16 protein-coding genes and 1 pseudogene are annotated in these 23116 nt (G+C 64.8%); 14 read left to right on the forward strand and 3 right to left on the reverse strand.

All coding sequences use genetic code 11. The features are described from left to right. Positions 1–1047: 1047 nt before the first annotated feature. The 14 genes and pseudogenes from RCH15_RS16985 to RCH15_RS17050 form a co-directional block, all read left to right on the forward strand. Positions 1048–1479: an Lrp/AsnC family transcriptional regulator gene (locus RCH15_RS16985; protein ID WP_282384386.1), complete on the forward strand. Its 432-nt coding sequence runs from the start codon at positions 1048–1050 to the stop codon at positions 1477–1479. 173 nt (positions 1480–1652) lie between these two features. After that, on the forward strand, positions 1653–2684 hold the full coding sequence (locus tag RCH15_RS16990) for an ornithine cyclodeaminase (protein WP_326961847.1): 1032 nt from the start codon (positions 1653–1655) through the stop codon (positions 2682–2684). 39 nt (positions 2685–2723) lie between these two features. Further along, entirely contained in the window at positions 2724–3677 is a 954-nt protein-coding gene (ctlX, locus tag RCH15_RS16995) for a citrulline utilization hydrolase CtlX (protein ID WP_326961848.1), read from the forward strand. A 711-nt stretch (positions 3678–4388) separates the two neighbouring features. Then, a complete protein-coding gene (locus RCH15_RS17000) occupies positions 4389–4697 on the forward strand; it encodes a helix-turn-helix domain-containing protein (protein ID WP_326961849.1) in 309 nt (102 codons plus the stop codon). Between the two features lie 45 nt (positions 4698–4742). Further along, positions 4743–5705 (forward strand): NADP-dependent oxidoreductase, encoded by a 963-nt coding sequence (locus tag RCH15_RS17005; protein ID WP_326961833.1) that lies wholly within the window; start codon positions 4743–4745, stop codon positions 5703–5705. Between the two features lie 67 nt (positions 5706–5772). Next, a complete protein-coding gene (locus tag RCH15_RS17010; protein WP_326961834.1) occupies positions 5773–6387 on the forward strand; it encodes an isochorismatase family protein in 615 nt (204 codons plus the stop codon). A gap of 146 nt (positions 6388–6533) precedes the next feature. Continuing rightward, positions 6534–7211: a TMEM175 family protein gene (locus tag RCH15_RS17015; protein ID WP_326961835.1), complete on the forward strand. Its 678-nt coding sequence runs from the start codon at positions 6534–6536 to the stop codon at positions 7209–7211. 431 nt (positions 7212–7642) lie between these two features. After that, the gene (locus RCH15_RS17020; RefSeq protein ID WP_326961836.1) at positions 7643–8347 is read left to right on the forward strand and encodes an AfsR/SARP family transcriptional regulator; all 705 of its coding nucleotides are present in this window, start codon (positions 7643–7645) and stop codon (positions 8345–8347) included. A gap of 288 nt (positions 8348–8635) precedes the next feature. Further along, positions 8636–11086 (forward strand): hypothetical protein, encoded by a 2451-nt coding sequence (locus RCH15_RS17025; protein ID WP_326961837.1) that lies wholly within the window; start codon positions 8636–8638, stop codon positions 11084–11086. Positions 11087–11088: 2 nt separating this feature from the next. Next, positions 11089–12363 (forward strand): hypothetical protein, encoded by a 1275-nt coding sequence (locus RCH15_RS17030; RefSeq protein WP_326961838.1) that lies wholly within the window; start codon positions 11089–11091, stop codon positions 12361–12363. A gap of 37 nt (positions 12364–12400) precedes the next feature. Beyond that, positions 12401–12994 carry a hypothetical protein gene (locus RCH15_RS17035; protein WP_326961839.1) on the forward strand — a complete coding sequence of 198 codons (594 nt, stop codon included), beginning with the start codon at positions 12401–12403 and terminating at the stop codon, positions 12992–12994. 38 nt (positions 12995–13032) lie between these two features. Then, complete coding sequence (locus RCH15_RS17040) at positions 13033–14193, forward strand: hypothetical protein (RefSeq protein ID WP_326961840.1); 1161 nt, start codon at positions 13033–13035, stop codon at positions 14191–14193. A gap of 19 nt (positions 14194–14212) precedes the next feature. Beyond that, positions 14213–18094 (forward strand): YcbK family protein, encoded by a 3882-nt coding sequence (locus RCH15_RS17045; protein WP_326961841.1) that lies wholly within the window; start codon positions 14213–14215, stop codon positions 18092–18094. 135 nt (positions 18095–18229) lie between these two features. After that, a pseudogene (locus RCH15_RS17050) lies at positions 18230–19319 on the forward strand (IS3 family transposase); the annotation flags it as partial. Between the two features lie 175 nt (positions 19320–19494). Here the strand turns inward: RCH15_RS17050 and RCH15_RS17055 are convergent. From RCH15_RS17055 to RCH15_RS17065, 3 genes are all read right to left on the reverse strand, one after another. Beyond that, positions 19495–20475, reverse strand: coding sequence for a hypothetical protein (locus RCH15_RS17055; RefSeq protein ID WP_326961842.1), 981 nt, complete (start codon positions 20473–20475; stop codon positions 19495–19497). A 1547-nt stretch (positions 20476–22022) separates the two neighbouring features. Continuing rightward, positions 22023–22391, reverse strand: a complete 369-nt coding sequence (locus RCH15_RS17060) for a type II toxin-antitoxin system death-on-curing family toxin (protein WP_326961843.1) — start codon at positions 22389–22391, stop codon at positions 22023–22025. After that, positions 22388–22594, reverse strand: coding sequence for a ribbon-helix-helix protein, CopG family (locus RCH15_RS17065; RefSeq protein ID WP_326961844.1), 207 nt, complete (start codon positions 22592–22594; stop codon positions 22388–22390). Before RCH15_RS17065 ends, RCH15_RS17060 begins: the two co-directional genes overlap by 4 nt. Positions 22595–23116 lie beyond the last annotated feature (522 nt).

Genomic DNA, 23116 nt, shown 5'->3' on the forward strand with positions numbered 1-23116 from the left:
CTGATACGCCCGCGTATCCATGAACGAACGCCGTGATCGTACAGGCGATCGGCAAAGATCCGGTCTGGGTCGTCGCCGCGCTGCTCACCCAACATGCGTTATCGACGGCGGAGGCCGAGATCGTCGGGGGTGCTTGGCTTTGGATCCGTAGGCCGGCTCCCTCCGCGAAACAGCGGAGACAGCAAACGCCGGATACCCAGAATCCGGATGCGGCGGTGACGGGGAAAATGATGGCTGCGGCGGCGGCTACTGGTTCCTGCAAGTCGCCCTCGAAGCCGGCCCGCCTACCGACTGGCCAGGCTCAAGCGAGCTCATGGTCTGCAACGGATCAGCAGCCATGTCATGCCGTTCCCCCCGCATTCCTGCATGAACTGGTAGCAGAGTGGAAAACCCGGACCGGCCGCATACCCAGGTCCATCTAAAGAATAATCAGCAAGTCACGTTGTAGGCGGCCCCAGCCACCATGAAGTGGTGAACGCGAAAATCCAAGGGAAGGACGAACAAAGATGAACACCCTCAAGAGGCCCCGCAGGGCGGTACCCGGTCCGCCGTAGGCAGCCGCTCCCCTACACAACCGAATAGGCCGCTTCCGGGACCCCACACACCCGGAGAATCAGATCAGAGGCGAGAGTGTGGACACTGTCCACACGAAAAATGCACCAAAAAGGCCGCTGACCTGCGGAAACACTGTGCCCGAGGTGGGACTCGAACCGGACTCCAGCCCTTGCAAACACTGGGCTTCCGCCGAAACATACGGAATCCGGCCCAGTCCGGCACCGGTACGGCCCAGTCCGGGACCCAAAGTGTGGACACTGTCCACACCCCCAATTCTCCCCACCAACGCCGGACGCGGTGCAATCCGGCCCTACGGCAAAATGCTGTCCGGGACACGGAACCGGCGGAGCGTCTTTGCCTCGCCGGATCTTGTGTTGATATCCACTGGTGCATTCACGCTAAGGCCCAAGGATGTGCACCCTCAATTGCGGAAATGCCTCCATTTCTTCGAACAAATGATCATATTGCCGGTGGCGCCTGTACATTGTGTACATGACATCCCTTACTGAACTTGACCGGCAGCTCCTTTCCGCTCTACGGGAAGATGGCCGGGCTTCTGTGGCAAGCCTTGCCCGCACACTGGGTGTCGCCAGGGCAACGGTGAATAGCCGCCTTGATCGCCTTCTCACCTCTGGAACCATCGTGGGCTTCACAGCCAGGGTCCGTGATGAAGTGGATCCTTTGGCCCTTCACGCCATCACCCTGATCGCAGTGGAGGGCAGGTCGGCCAACAAAGTGATCCGCGAGCTGAGAGGTTTCCCCGAAATCCGGTCACTGCACACCACAAACGGCGGTTGGGACCTCGTCGCGGAGCTGCGCACGGAAAGTCTCAGTGGCTTCGACAACGTGCTGGGCAGGATCCGGGGTGTCGAGGGGATCGTCAACAGTGAGACTAGCCTGCTGCTCAGTTCCGTGTTGAGATAGCCCGCTATGCCCCGCCTGCTGTCCGCGGCAGACAAGACTAGCGAAGTGTAAACACTTGTTCAGCATTCCGCGCACCTTTTAGCCAGAAAGTAATCTTTTCGGTCATTGTGGGTGCATATCGTAGCCGCATACGGTTGAGGCATGGATTGTTTACAAGGGAATGGGGAATGGAAATGACACGGTTTGTCGATGTCCACAACATGGTGCGGTGGGTCGCCGGTCGCGGGCCGGAGACGATCATCTCAGAAATGATTGGCTACCTGGAGGACGACTTCCGCCGCTGGGAGTCCTTTGACAAATCCCCCCGCGTCGCCAGCCATACCCCGTTTGGCGTGATTGAGCTGATGCCCACGAGCGATCACGAAACCTACGGTTTCAAGTACGTCAACGGGCACCCGTCGAATCCTGCCCGCGGCTTCCAGACGGTGACTGCCTTCGGCGTCCTCGCCGACGTCCACAACGGGTATCCGACGTTCCTGACCGAGATGACCGTGCGGACTGCCCTGCGCACTGCGGCGACCTCGGGTATGGTCGCGAAGAAACTTGCCAACCCGGGTTCCACGGTCATGGCCATGATGGGAACCGGCAGCCAATCCGAGTTCCAGGCGCTGGCATTCAGGGCCGCCCTTGGGATCACCACGCTCAGGGTTTGGGACACGGACCCGGCCGCGATGGAAAAATTCGTCCGCAATGTCTCACCTCTGGGCTTTGAGGTCACAGTCGCGTCTTCGGCCGCCGATGCAGTGCGGGGCGCTCATGTCATCACGACCTGCACCGCCGACAAGGCCAACGCCACCATCCTCACGGCCGACCTCATTACCCCCGGCGTCCACATCAACGCCATCGGCGGGGACTGCCCCGGAAAGACCGAGCTCGACGCCGCCATCCTTGAACTTGGCGACGTTTTTGTGGAGTACACCCCACAGACGCGCATTGAAGGCGAGATCCAGCAGATGGCCGCCGACTTCCCCGTCACGGAATTCTGGCAAGTTCTGGGCGACCGGGCCCCGGGGCGCACAACGTCGGAACAGATCACGATTTTTGACTCCGTCGGCTTCGCCATCGAGGATTTCTCAGCGCTGCGCTACGTCCGCGATGCAGTCGACGGTTCGAATTTCTTCGAAGAAATCGACCTCGTCGCCAACCCGGAGGACCCCAAAGACCTATTTGGCCTCGTCAGCGTACTCTCACCCATCGGATCCTAAGCCCACCATGTCGGTCCAGGCCCCCGCTCGGTTATCCTCATCCGTCCCCACCGGTTCACTCCCAACCCGGCAACGGCGGCTGATAACGCCTTCCAGGTCTCCGGAGACTACCCGGACCCGGAGGTGCTTGCCGCTGCCGCACACGAAGAGGTAACCCGTCTCGCCAAGGCACTGGAGGCCGCTGGCATCATCGTGCACCTGTTCGAAGATCATGACCACATACGCCCGGACAGCGTCTTTCCCAACAATTGGCTCTCCACCCATGCCGGCGGCCACGTCGCGGTTTTCCCGATGTACACCCCGAACCGCCGGCACGAACGCCGGGCTGACGTCCTTGAACTCCTGAAAGCCCGCTATCGGGTCCAGGACGTCATTGATTACTCCGGGCTGGAGCTGGACGACGTGTTCCTGGAGGGCACCGGGGCAATGGTCCTGGACCACCAGGAGCGTGTCGCCTATGTTGCCAGGTCCCACCGGGCGGACCCGGTGGCCCTGGAACGGTTTTGCACGAACTTCGGCTACGAGCCAATGGTTTTCGACGCGACAGACTCCAACGGCACTGCTGTTTACCACACGAATGTCATGATGTGCGTCGCAACGGAGTTCGCGATGGTGGGACTGGATTTAATCAGGTCAGAGTCCCGCCGGACCGAGGTTGCGGAACGCCTGAGATCCGGAGGGCGGGCCGTTGTCGATCTTTCCCACCACCAGATCCGGGAATTTGCAGGAAACGCCATCGAGCTGCAAGGCACTCACGGGCGCGTTCTGGTCCTGTCGCACAGGGCGTTCCGGAGCCTCACCGATGCCCAAAAGGAACCCATGCAGCGCAACTGCACCCTGCTCCCCATCGACGTACCCACGATTGAACTCGCCGGAGGCTCCGTTCGATGCATGATCGCCGGAATCCACCTCAGCCCCAGACGGGCAACGGACCCCAGGCTGCAACGCCAGGAACATAACGCACTGGCCAACCCGGAAGTCCTGCCTGTTTAGAAACAGACCCGTCTTCCAGCACCTCGCCGCGGAGCCGGACCGAGGACCAGGACAGCTGGGAGCGTTCTCGACACAATGCCACTGTGGCCCTCATTTGCATCTCACCGTGAGCATAGCGACGGAACAAGCGTGACCATCCGAGTGGGTGGTCGATATTGGGTTTAACACCGTCAGTCGGGCCAGCGCCTGGCCCGGGAAAGCGATCAAGGCAATTTGTGCTGTCGCATTTTGTCCCGGTTCATGCTTCGTGCTCCCTCATATGCACGGGAGCTGCCGCGTCTGATCCCTCACCCCATCGCGGCCCGATAGCCGGTCCCCGTCCGGCCGGGCCGGCAGCCCGACCGCTGCTTCAGAAAACCCTTGTCATTGCGGCTGTCGAGGAACTGAGATACATGTCGAACCACCTTTGAAAAAGGTGTTGCTTCGATCACCAGAATCCCGCGTGCGACAAACGGACGCCGACGCATCTCTTAGTTCACAACCCAGTGTCTTGAAAAACCAAAGCTATTCGAGCAATTCGCCCGCCCGAAAATCTCAGCCGGCGCCTGCACCGTTTCGGCCCTCCCGTGTCTCAGGAACTCGTCTCGCCCAGAATGCCCGCAAAGGGCCGCACCGCTGAAGACGCTGCCCGTCTTGTGGGCTGGAGCCGGGCAACGCTCTACCGTACAGCGAGCCCTCGCTGCACGCCAGGGCCACAAGGTGTAGGCACTTCTGGACGGTTATGAGCGTTGGCAGGTTCTTCGACTTAACGTTGAGGACCGGATTCCGCTTGCCACCCTCGCCGGCGAGGTGGGCGTCAGCCCTCGCACACTTCAACGTTGGCATCAGCCCTATCGCGTGACCACAAGCGTTCCGACGGGGGCAGCCTCCCCCATGGAGGGGGGTGCTGAAGATGAACCAGGGCCCGCCCGCCACGTAGACCGTCACGGTCGCTGGTCGGAGCACTTGACAGCCTCCCATAGTCCTCTGTCGTTCAGAGAAATCGACTATCTACTTCCCTGCCGGGCCGATGCGGCCTGACTGCCGGGGAGCGAGCCGTCGAGGACGGCAGGAAGCAGGGAAGCCATGAGAGCCTTCGCGATCGACTTCTTCGGGCAGACGCCCACGCTGAGGGACCTGCCGAAGCCCGAGCCGGGCATTGGTGAGGTGCAGATCCGGGTTGGCGCGGCCGCTGTGAACCCCATCGACTGGAAGGTGGCTGCAGGGGCACTGGCGCGCCCCGGCACTGTCTTCCCGTTCCCATTCACGCTGGGATTCGACGTCGCAGGGCAGGTCAGCGCGACCGGTGACGGCGCGGCCTTCGAGGTGGGGCAGGAGGTTTTCGGGGTGCGGCGGCCGGGGACCCTCGCCCGGCACCCCCACGGCTCCTACGCCGAGTACATGACCGCCTCACCCGAAACGGTCGCCCTGGCGGTGCGGCCACCGACCCTGCCTGCGGTATCGGCCGCTGCCCTGCCAATGACCGGGGGAACGGCGCTGGCCATCACCCGCTGGCTGGACGTCACCGAGGGCGAGACGCTTCTGGTGGTCGGTGCAACAGGCGGCGTCGGCTCCTATGTCCTGCAGCTAGCCGCAGCCCGCGGCGTCCGTGTAGTCGGGGTCGCCGCGGCCGCGGACCACAGCTACGCCCGCGGCCTCGGTGCGGCGGAGGTAGTCGATTACCGCACGAGCGACGTCGCCGGCGCCATCCGCGCAGCGCACCCCGCCGGTGTTGACGCCGTCCTCGACCTCGTTAACCCCCGCGAGGTTCTGGCGCACCAGATTGCGCCCCTGGTTCGCGACGGCGGCCGCCTGGCCAGCACCGTCTTTGCCGCCGACCCCGAGGCCCTCGCCGGCCGTGGAGTCCGCGCCGTCAACTTCAACTACCAGGCCACCGACCAAGACATGGCGCAGCTCGCGGGCCTGGTCACTTCCGGCGCCCTGAAGGCCGCCGAGACAACGACCTTCCCGCTCACCGCTATGGACAGGGCCTACACCGCCTCCACCAGCGGCCACGTTCGCGGGAAGCTCGTCATCACCATCGACTGACCCCCGCGGTTCTGACCCCAAGCAGACCGATCCACCCGTGAGCCCGCCACCAGCGAAGGAGACCGCCGTGACTGAGAAGCTCATTCCGTTCAGTCCGCAGGACAGCGTGATGCTGCTGATCGACCACCAGCAGGACACTTTGGACTTCTGCCGCAACATCTCCCGCTCGACGATCGTGCAAAACACGCGCGCGTTGGCCCGTGTTGCGCAGGCCCTGGACATGCCGTTGGTGCTGACCACCAGCCAGGAGGACCACGCCCAGGGCCCGCTGATACCCGACCTGCGTGAGATCCTCCCGGAGGCGTACGAGGCTGGGATCAAGCGCTCCGGCATGGCCAACGCCTGGCACGACGCCCGGTACAAGGACGCGGTGGTTCAGACCGCCGGCGGCCGCACCAACACCATCATGGCGGGCCTCACCAACGACGTGTGCATCGTCTACCCGTCCATCTCGATGGTCGGGGAAGGCTTCCGGGTGCAAGTCGTCCAGGACGCTGGCGGCTCTCCCAACGCGATCGCCGAGGACGCTGCCCGCCAGCGCTGGACGAATTACGGCGTGGTCACCACCTCCACCAATCAGCTGATCGCCGAGCTAGGCGTTGACTGGTCCACCGAAGCGGGCGAAAAGCTGGTGCAGATCACCTTCGAAGAAGTCATCAGCCACCTCGACGCCGAAAGCTGAGCCGCTCGCGTCGGCCCTGCCTGCCGCTGTCCCGCGAGCAGGACCGACGGTTCGCCCATCTTTCAGCCTTGCGGTGCAACACCGCAGCCACCGGCGTCGGCAACGCCGGGCCGGGACCATCGACCAGCCAGATGCAGAGGAGACCGATGACCGAGAAAGCAGACGACACCGGCGCCGCAACCAAGGGCGAGGAGGTCGACACCGGACGGCTCGAGGCGTTCAGCGACGGGGTGTTCGCCATCGCCATCACCCTGCTCGTCATCGATATCAACGTGCCCGAGACCCCGGGTACCCTCGCCCACCGACTGGCCGCAGAATGGCCCAGCTATCTTGGCTTCGCCATCAGCTTCGCCATGATCGGGATCATGTGGCTGAACCACCACCAGATGCTGCGCGAAATCCGCGCGGCCGACCACGGTCTGGTGGTGACAAACCTTGCCCTGCTGGCCACCGTAACCGTCATCCCGTTCCCCACCAAAGTCCTCGGCGACCAGCTCGCCCGCGGTACCTATGACGACCAGCGCACCGCCGCCGTGCTATACGCACTTGGCTTCCTGGCCTTCGCGCTGGCTATCAACGCCATGTGGTTGTGGGCGGCGCACCACCGCCGCCTCATTAAACCCGACACCCCCGACTACCGCGTCACCGGGCGCACCCGCCGCAACGCTCTGGGAGTCCCCGCCTTCGCCACTGCCGCGCTCCTGGCCCTGGTCAGCCCCCAGGCCAGTCTGGCCCTCGACGGCCTGCTGGCGGTCTTCTACTTGATCCCCGGTAGCCTCGTCGGCCGCTTGCTCCGCCGCCCGTCTTCGGCTGGCCGGACGTAGCCGTTACGAGGGTCGAGCCGGGCCTGGCTGAGCCCGTGCACCCAGGTGCAGGTCACTGGCTCCGTCTCCGCCCCGTCTGCAGTCCAGCATCGGCACGGGACCACCCCTGACAGCGACCAGATCCCCAGGGTCCGGCCCGTGTCCTTCTTGGTCGCGGATTGATTGGTGATCTCCCTGCGCACCGACAACGACAACCCCTGACCCATCCACCATGGTCCCAGCAGCACCCGGAGCCGGACCCGTATCGCGAGCACTATTCATGAGTCTTGTGGATTCCTTGACACTTTCGGCCGAGGTGAGGATGCTTAGGTCAAAACTGCGGGGCGGCGAGGCGAGGCCGTCAGTATCCGCGACGGCACGTCGAGCGCGGGCACAACGTGGTGAGCGAGGTACTGACGAATCGCGGGATGATGGCGCATTCGAATCGATGGTTGTCAATCGTAGGAGGCCTAGGGGTCTTTCCTGCCGTGCGCTTGTCCCTCCCGTCGCGGCGTCTGTTCGCTTTCCTCGCCCTCCAAGGCGAGCCAGTTTCCCGGGCACGGGCCGCCGGCAATCTTTGGCCAGACATGCCGGAGAGCCACAGCCGGGCGAATCTGCGCCGAGCGGCCTGGCAGTCCCCCTCAGAATGGATCGCGGCAGACGGCGACACCCTCGAGCTGCTCGCGGAAGTCGATTTCCCCGCCGCCCGGGCGAGCGCGACGCGCGCCATCGGCGGAGGGGTGTTGAGTCTCGACGACATCACGAGGCTGTCGCACGATCTGCTCCCGGGTTGGAACGAGGAATGGGTGTTCCCCCATCAGGACGCGTTCCGCCTACTTCGCGTGCAGGCTTTAGAGGCCGCATGCCGCACAATGGCCGCTCGCGGGCTCTTCGCGCTCGCGACACAGGCCGGGACGGCTGCGCTCGCCGCGGAACCGCTTCGCGAATCCGCGGCGGCGGCCCTCATCTACGCTCACTTAAGCGAGGGTAACCGCTACGCCGCGGCATGTCGTTTCCGGGACTTCTCCCGAACCCTGCATGACGAGCTCGGAGTCCACCCCGAGCCTAGCCTGACTGCCGCTGTCGAGGCGGCCGTCGGCGGGATTCCTGACGAAGTCATGCTGCCGCCATTGTCCCCGCAGCGCCGCCTCCGCTGATCCTTTGGCACTTCGGCGCCAGGGTTAGGCGGCTCTCGCCCAGCCTTTCTGACGGACGGTGAACGGACGTTCCGCGGACGCTAACGCGCTGCGCCGCCACCGGGGGCACGACGGCAGAACAACAAACACGGGCGCCGGCACGAATGCGCCGCAAACCTACCGGTGTTGTTACCGCGCACGAAACCAGTACGAACCTGTCACCTGCCGAACACGGTCCCCGACACGGCAAGGGACGCCCCTCCTGATGCACTGAATCAACGGACCAAACGAGAAGGACGGAGTTTAGGGATGACCATCACCCAGGGACAGGTGAACGACTACAGTCCTGACGCGCAGCCCTTCTGGGAGGCGCCCTTCACGGAAACGGCCATCGGCGAACAACAGGGCGAGGGCCCCATCGAGCCACGAGCCGAGGCCCTGGGCTTCCTGCCCTGGGCGGAGGACTTCAGCCCCTTCAGCGAGGCCGGCGCGAGTGGGCCGGCCGGCGAAGCGGAGTCGCTGCTTGACGAGGCGTTCGAGGCCGTGCGTGACGAGGCATTCGACGAAGCGGTGGGTGAGCTACTGGCGGAGACCGAGGACGCAATCGCGCAGCGCTTCTCGGATGAGGCCCCGACGCCGGGCGCACAATTCGAGAAGGAACGTCTCGCCGAGAACTACCTCGCCCCGGTGCTGCTAGCATCCGAGCAGTATCTCGACCGGCTTGCAGAGTCTCTTGCCGGACAGGATCTGGAGTCGCTCGACGCGCTCCAGCTAGACGAGGTGCTTGACAGACTCGATCCCAGCCCGGAGGTCTCCCCCGCCGGTGAAGAATTCATTGGCGGCATCATCCGCAAGGCCAAGAGGGCCGTAAAGTTCGTGGTGAACACCGCGAAGAAGGTCGGCCAGGCTGCGGGCGGACTCCTCCTTAGCGCACTCAAAGGACTGAAGAAACTTATCAGTCCTTTGCTCAAGCGTGTGCTGTCCTTCGCCATCGGAAGGCTGCCCGCACCCCTGCAGGCGCCGGCTCGCCTCCTGTCGCGGAAGCTGCTGGGCGAGAACGAGTACGAGGGCCTGGACGAATACGAGCACGAGGGCGACAGGGAAAACGAGGACTTTGTTTCGTCACCCGCGATCGCGACCGACACCGAGGCGCTCGTGGAGTCCTTCGACGCGGCGCTCGCAGAAGCGCTGATCACCGACGAGGGCGTGGCGGCGGAGTCGGAGTCGTTCGACCTTGAGCAGCAGTCCGAAGGCGCCCAGGGCAGCCTTGAGCTGGAGGCCCTCGCAGAGGCCCGCGGCAAACTAATTGACGCGCTGCAGAACGCCCATGACGGGGAAGATCTCACGCCCGCCGTTGAGCAGTTCGTGCCTGTGCTGCTCGCAGCGCTGCGGACGGGCATCCACATCGTCGGCCGTCCGCGGGTTGTCGGATTCCTCGCCAAGTACTTGGCGCAGCTCATCGGCAAGTGGGTTGGGCCGCAGTTGGCGCGTCCGCTATCCAACGCGATCGTCGACACCGGGCTCCGGCTCGTGTCGCTCGAGCAGATGGAACCGGAGAACGAGGACGAGGCTGTTCCGGTGATGCTCGCCAGCACCATCGAGGACACCATCCGCGGCCTCGCGGAGACCGAGGAGTACCAGCTCGAGGACGAGGACCTCATGCAGTTCGCCACGGCCCAGGCCTTCGAGCGGGCGGTGGCGGCGAACTTCCCCGCGCCGCTGGTGCGCCCGGGCTTGCGGAGGGCTCCTGCGCTCGGCGGCCGCTTCGTGGCGCGCCGCCCCCGCAGCCCCCGCCCCTACCGGCGCTACAGTCGAACACCCGAGGTCGAAGTGACCGGGGTTATCGCCAGCCGCGTGGCCACCTTCGGCGGCGTCACGCTCGCGGCGAGCCTCAAGGCAATGGGACTGGCCGTGCCGTTCAAGGCGCGCGTGCACATCTTTCAGGCCACCGTTGGCACATCGCTCCGCCGCATCGCGGCACACGAGCGCAAGCGTCGGGGCGGATCCTTCTCGAGCCGGCAGCTACACCCGCTCACGCCGAGCGCGGCGGCGCTGCTCCTCCGCGAGCCGGGGCTAGGTGTCGCCGTTTCCCCCGTCTTCCTGCGCAGCCGCCAACGCGTTGCAGCCGGTCAACGCTTCTATTACTTGGAGCCCGTCTCCGCCGGAGCCGTCGTTGTACCACCCGGTGGAGTGGGGCGCCGTGCCGCCGCCAGTCAGCCCACGCAGGGCTGGCTCGTGCTCGACACGATCGCCGCCCGCGTCACCGCCGCTCTCTACTTCTCCGAGCCGGATGCTCAGAAGATCGCGGACGGTGTCCGCGCCGGCAGGGGCAGCGCCGTCGTGATTCCCGCGGTAACCTCCGTGATCGACGGACTCGCGCAATCGTTCGCCACCCCGAACGGACGCGTACGCATCGTGAAGGAGTATGAAGAGGGCGAGGAGTTCCTCGGACCCATCCTGAAGCGTCTAATGCCCGTGCTCATCTCTGCGCTTCGCAGGGCGATCAAGGCCTGGCTCATGCGGGTCCTGGCGGAGTGGGTCCGCTCTAAGGGTGCGGAGTTTGCCCGGGCGGCCGCAGACCCACGCAGCGGCGTCACCATCACCGTCAGTCTCATCAACGTGCCGGGCATGCCGGTGTTACGGCAGGCGCTCAACGGAACCCTCGGCCGGGCAACCATAAGGTCGATCGTGTCCGGCGACGCTTTCCGCGGCACCCCCAACGGATCCGTTCTCGTGCGGGCCGGGCAGCATCGTCCATGACAATGACCAGCATTCCCACGACAGCTCCCCCGGGCGGTCTGCACGCGGTCGCCGACGACCTGCAACGACAGATCGCGCACTGGCTGGCCGCTGCCTCGACCTTCCTCGACGCCGAGGAGTTCGCATCGGAGCAGGCCTGGCGAGCCGTTGAGAGCCAGGTCGGGCTCCCGCTGCGCCGCCACCTGTCGGTCATCGTGCGGGAGCTTCTTGCCATGGGCAGGGCCGCCCTGGCGCTCGCCCAGTCTGCGCAGCGCGATCCCTCGGAACTGCCGGCGGCCGGGCGCGCCATCCAGCAGTTTCGTCGCCGGTTCAGCCAGGTGGAGGTGACGCTCGATTTCTTCGGTGACGCCGTGAATTCGCGCACCAGCCCGCAACTGCGCGCAGCGCTGCAGGCCCTCGATACCCTCGCGGTGCAGAGCATGGATCCCGTACTGTCCCGCGCGGGGCTGCCGCCGATCCCGGTGCTGACCTACCTCGACAAGGGCATGGGCGCCTCGATCATCCGGTCCGGCATCCGGCTGTGGGCGCCCGGCAGCATCAATCCGGTGGCCGCCATAAAGATTGTGCGGCACAACCTCTACCGGCCCACCTCCCTTTTTCACGAGTCCGGCCACCAAGTTGCCCACATCACCGGCTGGGTCCCCTCGCTCGAGCGCTCACTTGGTTCGGCACTGTCGTCCGACCGCGAACTCCAGGACATGTGGCGACCGTGGAGCTCCGAAATCGCCGCGGACGTGTTCGCCTTCCTGCACACGGGGTACGCCTCGATCACCGCGCTCTACGACGTGGTCGGCGACGCGCGCACGATCCTGCGCTGGCCCGTCGGCGATCCCCATCCGATCGGATACCTGCGGACTCTGCTCGGCTGCGCCTTCTGCCGGCAGGCCTTCGGCGCCGGACCTTGGGACGACCTGGAGTCGGCCATGCGCACGTCGTTCCCGCTGGACAGGGCTGACGCCACCGTCCGCCGCCTCGTCGAGCGATCCGGCCGCGCCCTCTCCGGAGTCGCGGACGCCTGTCTCACCTCCCCCGTTCCTGCACTGGCCGGCCGCCCCATGACCAGCGTGATCGACCCGGCACGGGTTGCCCCCGGTGCGCTCGGCCAACTAGAGCGGACGGCTGGACCTAACCTGTGGGTCTCACCGCACTGGCGCCGCACCGAGGGCATCCGCATAGTCGCCCTCGCGGGCCTGCGAGAAGGCGAACGCCCCGCAGACGCGACCGCGTGGATCGAGCGGGCCCGCACCTGGATGACAGCGCCGCCCACGGCCGCATGACGGCGCAACCTGAACCCATCCGAGATCGGAGAAAATGATGAGCAACACGACGAGCGACGGCACGGACGAGGGCACGGGCGGCGCCAAGAGAGCAACGGCCGGCCGCCCCTCCGCTGCTGAGCAGCGGCGAGAAGTCGAGCGGGAGAGGAAACAGCGCGAGGACGCGGAGCGGAGACTCAGCATGCTCGAGGACGAGCTGAGCCAGCGGCTCGAGCAGGCCTCCCTTGCGATCAGCGCCCTCGAAGGGGAGCTGCTTCAGTCGCGCGTCCGCGAGGATGAGTATCGCTCCCGGATGGAGCGCGTGGAGGCCCTCTACGAGGCGGACCGGCAGAAGTACGAGTCGCTCATGCGGGAAGTGCTCCTGAGCAGCGCACTCGACGGGCTGAGCACCAGTCTGCAGAACCTGGACAGCACGCTGGGCGCGAAACTGGCACCGCTCGCCGTACTCAACACCTTGACGTCGGCCGGGGCGGAAGTGGGGACGGTCGACGTCGGACGCTTCCGGGAGGTCCAGGGGACCACCGCACGCTTCGACTCCAACTCCTACGTCGTCCGCCGGGCGACCATCGTCGAGCCCGGCCCGCCTCCCGGGACGCCGCCGGCGCCGACCAGCTTCGTCACGGCACCCTGACCCATCGACGCATCGCACAGAACAGAAACGGAACGATCATGATCCCTCAACTCGCCAGACGGCTTCTTGACCCTGTCGCGCTCAACGGCAACCCTCTGCCCGGCTTCCCCGCAACACCGCAGCCCTCGGACGCCGCGACCGCGGTGCTGCAGGCGGACCAACTGGACCTCGTCCTGTACATGGAACAGGTCTGGGACGCGGCCAGGGCGTGGAACGCGTCCATCCCGCAGAGCGGCAAAGCCCGGAGCGCCCTGTTCGGCATGGGCGCGTTCGCGAGCTATCCGCCCGTGCCGGGTTTCGCTTGGGACCATCTGATGTACTCGTACATTCTGGAGAACACGCGAATGGTGCAGATCATGGCCAGGGTGGTGCGGGAGTTCCGGCGCGGTGAAAGCCTTGGCATCCCCTCCATCGACACGCAGCGCTGGCTGGACGTCACCGAAACCCTGGTGTTCGGAGCGGACTACCCAATGTCGGCGTGGCTCTCAACGAGCAGCCTCCGGCCCGATGCCGAGTCAGTGCGGCGCAACGCGTACTGGCGAATGTTCGGCATGGACCTCGCGTTCGGCAGCGAGGACAACAAGCCGTTCGCGTACGACAAGGCGATCGCGGCGAATACTTCTTTTGTGCGGCTCTTCGAAGAGCTCCTGTACGAGGTGTGGCAGGCGATCATGAATGTGAAGAACTTCTCGGGCGTGAACTCGTCCGACCAGGACCGCATCTTCGCGATCACAGAGGAACTGAAGTTCATACTTCTCTCCCGGCGGCAGTCGGCTCAGCTGGCGCGGGAGGAATTGGCGGCGGCGACCGCCCTCAGCTGGCTCTACTTCACCCTCGACACGAATTCTGCCGTCGTTGAGGACCTCCGGGCGACCGCTACTAACGCATCCGACCGGCTGAAGCTGATCGGCGCCAAGGTAGGGCTGCCCGCCCACTCCAAGACGTCGTCCCTCATCTCGATGGCCGACGACCTATCCCTGCTGTTGCGCACGATCGAGAGCAACCTCATCCCCTCACCTGACTTCGCCTACGTGCTCTATAAGGACGGAGTCATTCCCAACACCAACGTGAAGCTGCTCGGCTCAACGAGCCGCCGCGTCATCACGGAGTGGTCTGCGGCGACCGGGCGTGACTTGAAGTCCCGCAAGACCCCCATCGAGGTACGGCCGCGTACCTCGCAGCCGTCCCTGACTCGATAGCTCGCAGGAGGCTACCGACATGTTGCAGGGCGCGGGGTTCGAGTCGCCGTTCGCGGAGGCGGTAACGATGACGGGATTCGAGGGGACGTCCTCGGAGTCCGTCTCCACCGAGCAAATGTTCGACGAATCCTTCCAGGGTGAGTTGCTTCGGTACGGCGTGATCGCACCGCAGACCGAGGACGAGACCTTCCGGTCCGGGCTCGAACTCCGGCCGGCTACCGGCGCGACGGGCCCGGGCGAGGAGCACTGGGATCCGACCGGCGCCAACCTCCCGCTTCTCGACACCGGGCCATCGGTCCGGGTGAAGAAGGTCTCGGACAACTTCACGGTGGGCGAACTGGTGACGAGCGGGGGGAAGCCGGCCGACATCGCCCGCATTTCACCGGTACTCGTCCAACTGCTGCAGGCCATCCGCGTCCGGGTCGGCAAGCCGGTCAAGGTGACCTCCGGCTATCGCTCGTGGAAACGCAACGGCGTGGTGTATAAGGGTTACGGCAAACCGCCGACCCTGAGCCAGCACTGCGCTGGGAAGGCCGCCGACATTAAGATCGCCGGGATGACCGGCATGGACATCGCCAAGGTCGCCATCGACGTGTGGGGGCCGAAGGTCGCGCTCGGCGTCGGCCCGGACTACGCGCACGTCGATGTGCGCGGGCGCGGCGACAGCTGGACCTACTTCGGCAAGGGCACGCTGAAGAACTCCGCTGCCCTCAACGAACTCGCCCGGTACCGCACGCAACACAAGGGCGGAGCTGCGCCTTTCACACCTCCACCCCCGTCCCCCGCGCCACGCGCTCCCCTGCCCATCGTCCCCGGCGCGACGACGGCCGGCGGGCTCATCGTGCGCGGCGTCCCCTTGCTCGCGAAGCACCGCGGCACCCCGCCGGACCTCGTGCTGGGCTGGAACACAATGGCGAATCCCACTGCCATCGACGTCGTCGTGCATCTGCACGGTTTCAGCGCCAACGCGTCACGCATGCGGATCGACACCGAGATGCGGCGCATCAGCGGGCTGGACCTGGGCTCCCGCACTCGGCCGACGCTCACCGTGCTGCCGCGCGGTGACTTCTACGGTGGTTCAAGCGGTCGGGGCTACGACTTCCCCGCGCTGACCCCCGCGGGCGCCCTCGACCGGCTGGTGAACGACGCCATGGACCGCTTCACACGCGCCACGGGTGTGAGCGCGCCCCGGGGGCGCCTCGTCTTGACGGCGCACTCCGGCGGCGGCAAGGCGATGCTCGCGATAGTCGCGCAGAGCGACCCGGACGAGGTGTATGTCTTCGACGCGCTCTACCAGCCGGCGACGGCACTGGCGCAGTGGGCAGCGAGGCGGATACCGACGGGAACCGGAGCGGCGATGCGGGTGTTTTACCGGGCAGGGACCGCCAAGCACCCGGGCACGCAGCCAGCGAGCGAGACCCTGGGCAAGACGCTGTGCACACTCCTGGCCGCCGCTCCACCCGCCGTGCGGGCACGCTTCCGCGTCGAGCGCACCACGGTCGGTCACGGAGAGATCCCCCGTCAGTACGGCGGAACGCTCCTCGCTGATGCCGGCTCCGACGTTCCGGACGCACGGCGCTTCGCTTGCCTGCCCTCCGCGGGCAAACAAGCGCAGGAGGACATGTGGAGCGAAATGGCGGCCGCGGAGTGGGCGGAGGGGGCCGAATCCCCTGTCGCGGAGTCCTGGGAGGGGTTCGGATCCCCTGTCGCGGAGTCCTGGGAGGGGTCCGAATCCCCTGTCGCGGAGTCCTGGGAGGGGTTCGGATCGCAGGAACAACTGGAGTCCTGGGATCAGCACACGGCCGAGGATGAGGACGGCGAGGTCGAGGCCGCAGAGGTCGCTTCCAGTGAGGCACAAGAAGCAGGCGAGGCTGGTGAAGAGGAGGACTCGTGGAGGGAGCACGCTGAGGCGTCCGGTTCCTGGAACGACAGCGTTGAGTTCCGCCCGGCCCAACGCGAATCGCAGCACTTCGGGTCGGAGCCCGAGGACCGCTCGTCGGAAACGCCCGGGCTGGCGGCATTCGAGCCCGAGGCGATCGGCGCAGAAGCCTTCGAGCCCGAGGCATTCGACTCCGAAGCGTTCGCGTGGGAGGCTCCCGAGTCACCGCAGCCGGAGCACCTCGGCGGGGAGGCGGTCTTCTCGGAGTCCTTCGAGCCGGAGGAGCTCGACGCGGAGTACCTCGTTCCGGCCGCCGACCAGTCGGAAGCGACCGCCGAGGCGACCTGGACGGAGGGAAGTGCCGAGAGCCTGGCCTGGGAGTCCGAGTCCGCCACTGAGTCCGCTACCGGGACCGAGTTCGAGGACTTCGCACTCGCAGCCGCCTCCGCGGAGAGTCCCGGTGCATCTGTCGTCTTCCCTTCCGGGTATTCACTCCCGTACGCGGCGCCCGCTGCCGCGTCCGATCCCGCACACGCCGATCCTCACGCCACCGGTCTGCCATTGCTCGCGATCGTCCACGCATCGCTCGGCCGCTCCCTCTCCAAGAACTTCACCGTGAAGGAGCTGGCCGCCGCTGGAGGAATCCCGTCGCCCATCGCTCGCATCTCCCCAGAGTTGGTTCGCGTGCTCCAGGCGATCCGCGACAAGGCCGGCCGCCCCGTTCTCGTGGATGCAGGCTATCGGCCGAGCGGATTCGCTTCGGCGGCCGCGGACACCGAGAGCCGGCACACGTCCGGGCAGGCGGCTGACATCCGCGTCTCCGGCATGCCGGGAGAACAGCTGGCGCAGCTAGCCATCGACGCGGCCGGGCCGGAGCTCGCTATCGGGGTCGCCTCCGATGGCATCCATGTTGACGTCCGCGGCTCGTGGAAGCTCTGGACGATCATTCCCGGGCAGGCCGGCGCGGAGGCGATGAACCGAATAGCACTGCACCGCGCGAAGTTCGCCTCACCCTCGCCTAAGCCGCCCGCGCTGGATACGCGCTTCTCCGTCGTGAAGCGCAGTGTTCTCGCCACGTCGGATCAGGCCGAGCGGGTTCGCCTGCTCGAGGCGGGCATCGCATTCGCCCGCGGTCGCGCCGCCGCTGAGCGCGCAAATGCAGGTACGGTGACGAGCATTACTGCGAGGACGCGCGCGACGATGATGGCCGAGACCGGGATCGGAACGCCCGCTAGTCCGCATCCGACGCTCGACGACAACGCGCTGTTCGGGCGGGTCAGGGACGACCGCGTCGAGGACGCATACCGCGCCTGGTTCGAGAATCCCAGCCAGTCCGCCCCGCCCTGGATCCTCCTCGGCGTCTGGGCGAAGGAGGGGCTGACCACCCCGCCCGTCGGTCCCCGCGTACGGGGAAACGACGCCGCGGACGCGCGTTCGCTCTGGCGCTCGGCGTTCTTCTTCGTGAACATGGGCACGGACCATTTCGTCAAGACGATCGCCGTGCCGGGCAAGGACAACGACATCGCCAAGGGTCCCGGCTCGGGCGCCCAGCACGACACGGTCTTCCGCGCGGCCGTCGCAGCGGAGGTAACGGCCGGACGGCTGCCGCGGAACATCGCTGCGGAGATCGATGGCGAGCTCACTGTCACTGCGGTTCCCGGGGCGCCGGGCGAGTTCAGCGTCATTGCATCCCGTCGGTTCGCCGTGCTTTCGCTGATGCTTGTCGACGCGTTCTGGCGGGAAAGCCAGGCGGCAGCGACGGCCGAGGTGAAGCCGAAGCCGCGGCCGCTCGATCTTCTGGGCATGACCTACATGCGGTGGAACATGCGCGCCAGTAGTTGGCGCGAATTGCTGCGGCGCGATATGACGAAGAACCGCGACCCCGACGGAACGGTCCCGACTCTGTCTGTGTGGGCGTTCCATCGCCGGCTTATCGCCGGCCAGTTCACGGTCCCGCGCGCCAATGCCCTCCGCGCCCGCCTCAACTTTGTGGTGTTCCGCTCGGTGTACGAGGGCGACTGAGGGGCGGACGGTGCACTGCGGATTCGGCTTGGCGGGGCGGACCTTCACTGGGCACTCCACCGGCAGGGAGAGCCATTCCCGTAATAATTGTCGTCCTCGCGCAACCAGGGAGCGACTCGGCGATACCTTTCAAGCGGTGTCGGCCCCGAGACGCCCCGCAACTGGCTGGCCAAGTACCGCGAGGCCAACAGCAGCACGGATGCGGATCTGACAGTGCCGGAACGGGCCCGGCTGAAGGAGCTCGAGAGGGAAAATCAGGAGCTGCGCGCGGAAACTATATGCCGGAAAAAGGCAGCCGGTTACTTCGCGCGGGAGCAGCGGTAGTGATCAAGTACGAATACATCGACTTCCACAAAAATTGAGCCCGCCAACCTGAATTTGGTCGTGAGAATGTGCCGCTGGCTGGCCGTCTCGACGTCCGGTTTCTATCACTGGGCCACCCGCCCTCAATCGGCCACGGCGGCCCGCCGCCACGGCCTGACCGCGCCGATCCAGCACTACTTCGAGGAGTCCCAGGGCACCTACGGGTACCGGCGCATCCACGCCGATCTCGCCGCGGAACAGACCGAGTGCTCACCGGAGCTGGTGCGGCAGATCATGCGCTCCAAGGCCCTGGTGGCCTGCCAGCCACGCTAATTCCGCATCACCACCGAGGCTGACGCTGAAACAGCGGCGGGCATGCCCGACCTCGTCAGGCGGTACTTCACGGCCGAGCGCCCCGGAGTGAAGTTCGTCGGCGACATTACCTACATCCACACCTGGCAAGGATTCGTCTACCTCGCCACCGTCATAGATTGCTACTCCAAGAAAGTCGTCGGCTGGTCCATCGCCGATCACATGCGCACCGAACTCGTCGCCGACGCCCTCAAGAACGCCGCCCCAACCCGGATCGAGCCTGACGCGATCTGGCACTCCGACCGGGGCAGCGTGGGCTGATTCAACCCACTAAAACGTCCAGGGAAATGGGCGCGTGGTGCAACGGCATCCGGCAGTCGTTGGGAGCCACCGGGGGTGCTGGGACAATGCCGTCGCCGCGTCGGCGTTCTCCGCCCTGAAAAACGAGCGTGTGTACCGGACCGTTTACGCGACCAGATCACAAGCCCGCAGCGTCGTAAGTCGCTACATCGAGGGGTTTTACAACAGCCGGCGCCGCCACTCCGCGCTCGGTTACCGCCGGCCCAACGAAGTCCACTATGGTTATCAACAGCCAGCCCTGGCAGCGTAGAAGAAACCGCTAATTTTGCTGTCCGAAATCACCGCAGCATCCCAGACAGCGTCTCCGTCGGTCACAACGCGCCAGCCAAACGGGACGACACAGAAAAACGGACACAAAAGAGCGCTCCTGGCAGCGTAATCCTGAACCGATCACCCTTGCCCTCTTGACCAGGAACGCCTACATATCAGTTGTTTGGAATTCTCAGTTGGTTGAAGGCTGCGATCGCTCCATTTGAATCGTAGTTTAGCCGGACGTTGACGTTGTACACGCCGGGTTTTCTAAGGTCGGGTATCCAAATTTCTGCGACCCCAGTATCATCCTGCGTCGTGGCAACGATTCGGTAGGCTAGATTTTCGGTTCGCCACGTCTCCGGGACCTCAAGTCCGTCCAATGACCACGTCAAGAACAGCGGCACACTGGGCAATCCCTTGAGCTCCAGTCCAACTGCGACCGTCCATCCCAAGGGATCTCCCTGGCTGGGGCCGCCGTCAGTCTCAACTGCTTCCAGTGCCTTTTTTAGTTCAGCTGCCACCTGATCCGGTGGAATAGCGTTGCCCTTCTCGTCGACGGCCTCCGGGGGTTTTACGATGGGCAACATGCTCAACACATCCGAGCGGACGTCCTTCAGCAGCTGTTGCCGTCGGACGGCATCGAGGTACTCCTCCGAGGGAAGCCCGTGTGTCCATCGCGTAGTTGAAGTCGTCGACGATGATGGTGCCGGCGTTGCCGTTTCCGGAAGCGAGGATTCGGAGGCTGAATGTGTCGCCGTCGATGTCCACGTCGGTTTGGCTGTCGGGGTCACAGGTGGGGTTGAGGTCGACCTCTTAGGAGGGGTCTGCCGGGTCGGGTCAGCCGTCGAAGTAGCGACTACCAACATTCCGACCGGCAGCTCTGAGTCCTTTCGCGACTCTTGAGCCGCGTGGGGGAAGGGCCGGAAGTTGAGTTCCTTGCCCAAGCCCTGAGCCGAAAACTTGAGAAGCGATGTCCGGCTGGTAATGGTCACCGATGTTATGGTTGCCACGTCTTCCCCCGGTGGGGAACCCGCGCGGTCCCACAACGCAAAGATGCTGACGAGAGCCGCCGCCATGGCACCCGCGCCAATGACGAGGGTTTTGGTGTGTCTAAACCAAGGAGTAGCAAGGCCCTTTTCGCGGTGCTCGGCCACCTCCACCACCTCCAAACCCTCTGACTCGAGACTGCTCCGTGTCTTCGATTAGCGCAACCCTTTTCTACAAGCGGTTTGAGAACTGACCTAAAGTCTGGGCGGGCTTGAACGCATCTTGATTGCAAGGATGACAGAAGTCGGATTCACAGGCTCTCCTGAGGCCGAGCGTAGGGGGGTCCGCTTGGGCCACTAGCACTTCAGTCGCTTTTATTTTGTTTCCTATCGGCGTTTTTTGTCCGTTCCATTGTGAACATAGACATGGGCGCGGCAGGCCGGATTCTTGACGACATGCTGGCGGATCCTCGCCCCTCGAACTACCAGCGACCCCCTGACCCCCAGTCAGGTGCGCTACCAAGCTCTGCTACATCTCGTAGAGCGGCGCGGGGATCGGCGCCGGGGTACTGCTAGAAGGGCCAGGTGAGACCGTAGCCGAGGCGAATGGCGACGTTGTCGCGGCTGTTGCTCGTGACCGGCCCCGCAGTGCGCGACGCCGAGATTGTCGACTTGGAACGTTCAAGTCGGATCCCGTGCTGCTGCCAGGCACGGTCGGGGGCGTAGCTGGCGGTTTCTGGGGCTATACGATACAAACAACGCGATGGCAGGAGTCCTTATCTGATATGCCCACGTTTCCTCGAAAGATCACCGCGATCGCACAGGCGATCGGAAAGATACGGTGTGGGTCGTCGACGCGCTGCTCGCCCAGCATGCATTGACTGCGACGGAGGCAGAGATCGTCGGGATCTGATTGAGGGCAGGGTGGCGTGGCCAGCTCCCACGGTCAAAAGAGCGAGGACAGCGATGCAGTATACCCAGAAGCCGGATGCGCGATGCCGGGAAAAATGATGGCTGCGGCGGCGGGCTAAATGGTGGGAAGGCCACCACGGCAGCAGGTCCCATCAACTCCTACGACTCGCACCCGAGCCGGCCCGCCAACCGACTGGCCAGGCTCAGGGAGCTCATGATCTGCTCCGGATCGGTTGCCATGTCATGCCGTTCCCCCCGCATTCCTGCATGAACAGGTATCAGAGCGGAAATTCCGGACCGGCCGCGACCCTGGCTCGATCTAAAGAATAGTCAGCAAATTATGTAGTCCGCGGCCCTAGCCACTATGAAGTGGTGAACGCGAAAACCCTACGGAAGGACGAACGAGGATGAACACCCATAAGGGACCCCGCGAGGGGGCACCCGGTCCGCCGTAGCCAGCCGCTCCCCCACATAACCGAATAAGCCGTTCCGGGACCCCACACACCCGGAACATCAGATCAGAGGCAAGAGTGTGGACACTGTCCACACGAAAAAACACCAAGAAAGCCCCTGACCTGCGGAAACACTGTGCCCAAGGTGGGACTCGAACCGGGTTCCCGCCCTTGAAGTTCCGCGACTCCCCCGCCAACCTCCGCAATCCGGCCCAGTCCGGCACCAGTACGACCCGATCCGAAGCCCAGGGTGTGCACATTGTGCACACCCTGCTTTTGGCCTCCGAACTCCCCCGACGACTGCTCATGGCCGAATTCCGAGCCATCAGTCTGGGACCCCTCCCACAGCACCTAGCGCCGCATCAGGTGTTTCTCGATCAGGATGGCGCTGCGCTTCAAATCGATGTCGCCGGCGGCCACACCAACAACCAGGTCGAAGGCATCGTCGACGCTGAAGACGTGCCGATAGCCGTTGATCCAGAGGAACAGGACCATGAGCGTCCAGGCGGTGCGTTTGTTGCCGTCGATGAGCGGATGGAACCTGGCCACGGACTCGAGGAGTGCTGCGGCCTTCGTGGCCAGTTGAGGATAGGCATCTGTGCCCATGACCGTCGTCGCGGGGCGCGCCAGGGCGGAAGCGAGCAGCCCGATGTCACGGATGTGGAAGCCGTACCGGTCGATCACCTGCAGTGCGTCCTCGATTTCGAGGTAGGAACTCATGCATCCTCAAGGCGCTTCAGCAGCTCCGCATCATGACTCATCACGAAATCCAAACCCTCACTGATCTCCCGGCCTCGGTCGTGGCGCTGGAGGACCAGCTCGGCCCCTTGGAGAAGCAGGGCGGACTTGGAAGTGTGCGCCTCGGCAGCAAGCGCATCGAGACGGCGGTCGAGGTCTTCGGGAACTCGTAGATTCATGGCCATACCAAAATGGTACCAAACCAGTACCAGCCGCTACTGATGAGAGCGGCCGGTCGATCTCGGCCGCGAAGTCATTTATACGTTCGCTTAAATGACGCCACTCCCCCCAGTCCATGGAAGTCGGCGTCAATGTCGCTTTACCCGTCATCTTATCTACGTCTTGTAGACGTGACCGCGACGGAGATTGCGTGACACGAAAATAGCCGCCCACAGAACATGCATAAAGGGTTGTTTTTGACGGTGTCTGTGGACTCGCAGAACACAAGGCAGTCTCACTCGTCCGGCGTTCCGCGAGGGCCGAGGACGTCACCCTCATGCCCAACCTCGCCGACGCCCGCTAAGTGCGTGCCAACCTGGTCTGCCATGGATACAGACGTAACGCTCTACTGGCTCGGCGGCCGGAAGCCTTCGTCATAGGCTCCACGCCGAAGCGGAATTTTTCAAGCTGAACGGTACCAACGGGAGTTAGGCGGCTGACTGTTCGGTGTTTTCCTTGGGTTGGTTGATCCATGAGGGCCCGGGCAG

Source organism: Arthrobacter sp. MP_M4 (assembly GCF_035984855.1).
Lineage (GTDB): Bacteria > Actinomycetota > Actinomycetes > Actinomycetales > Micrococcaceae > Arthrobacter.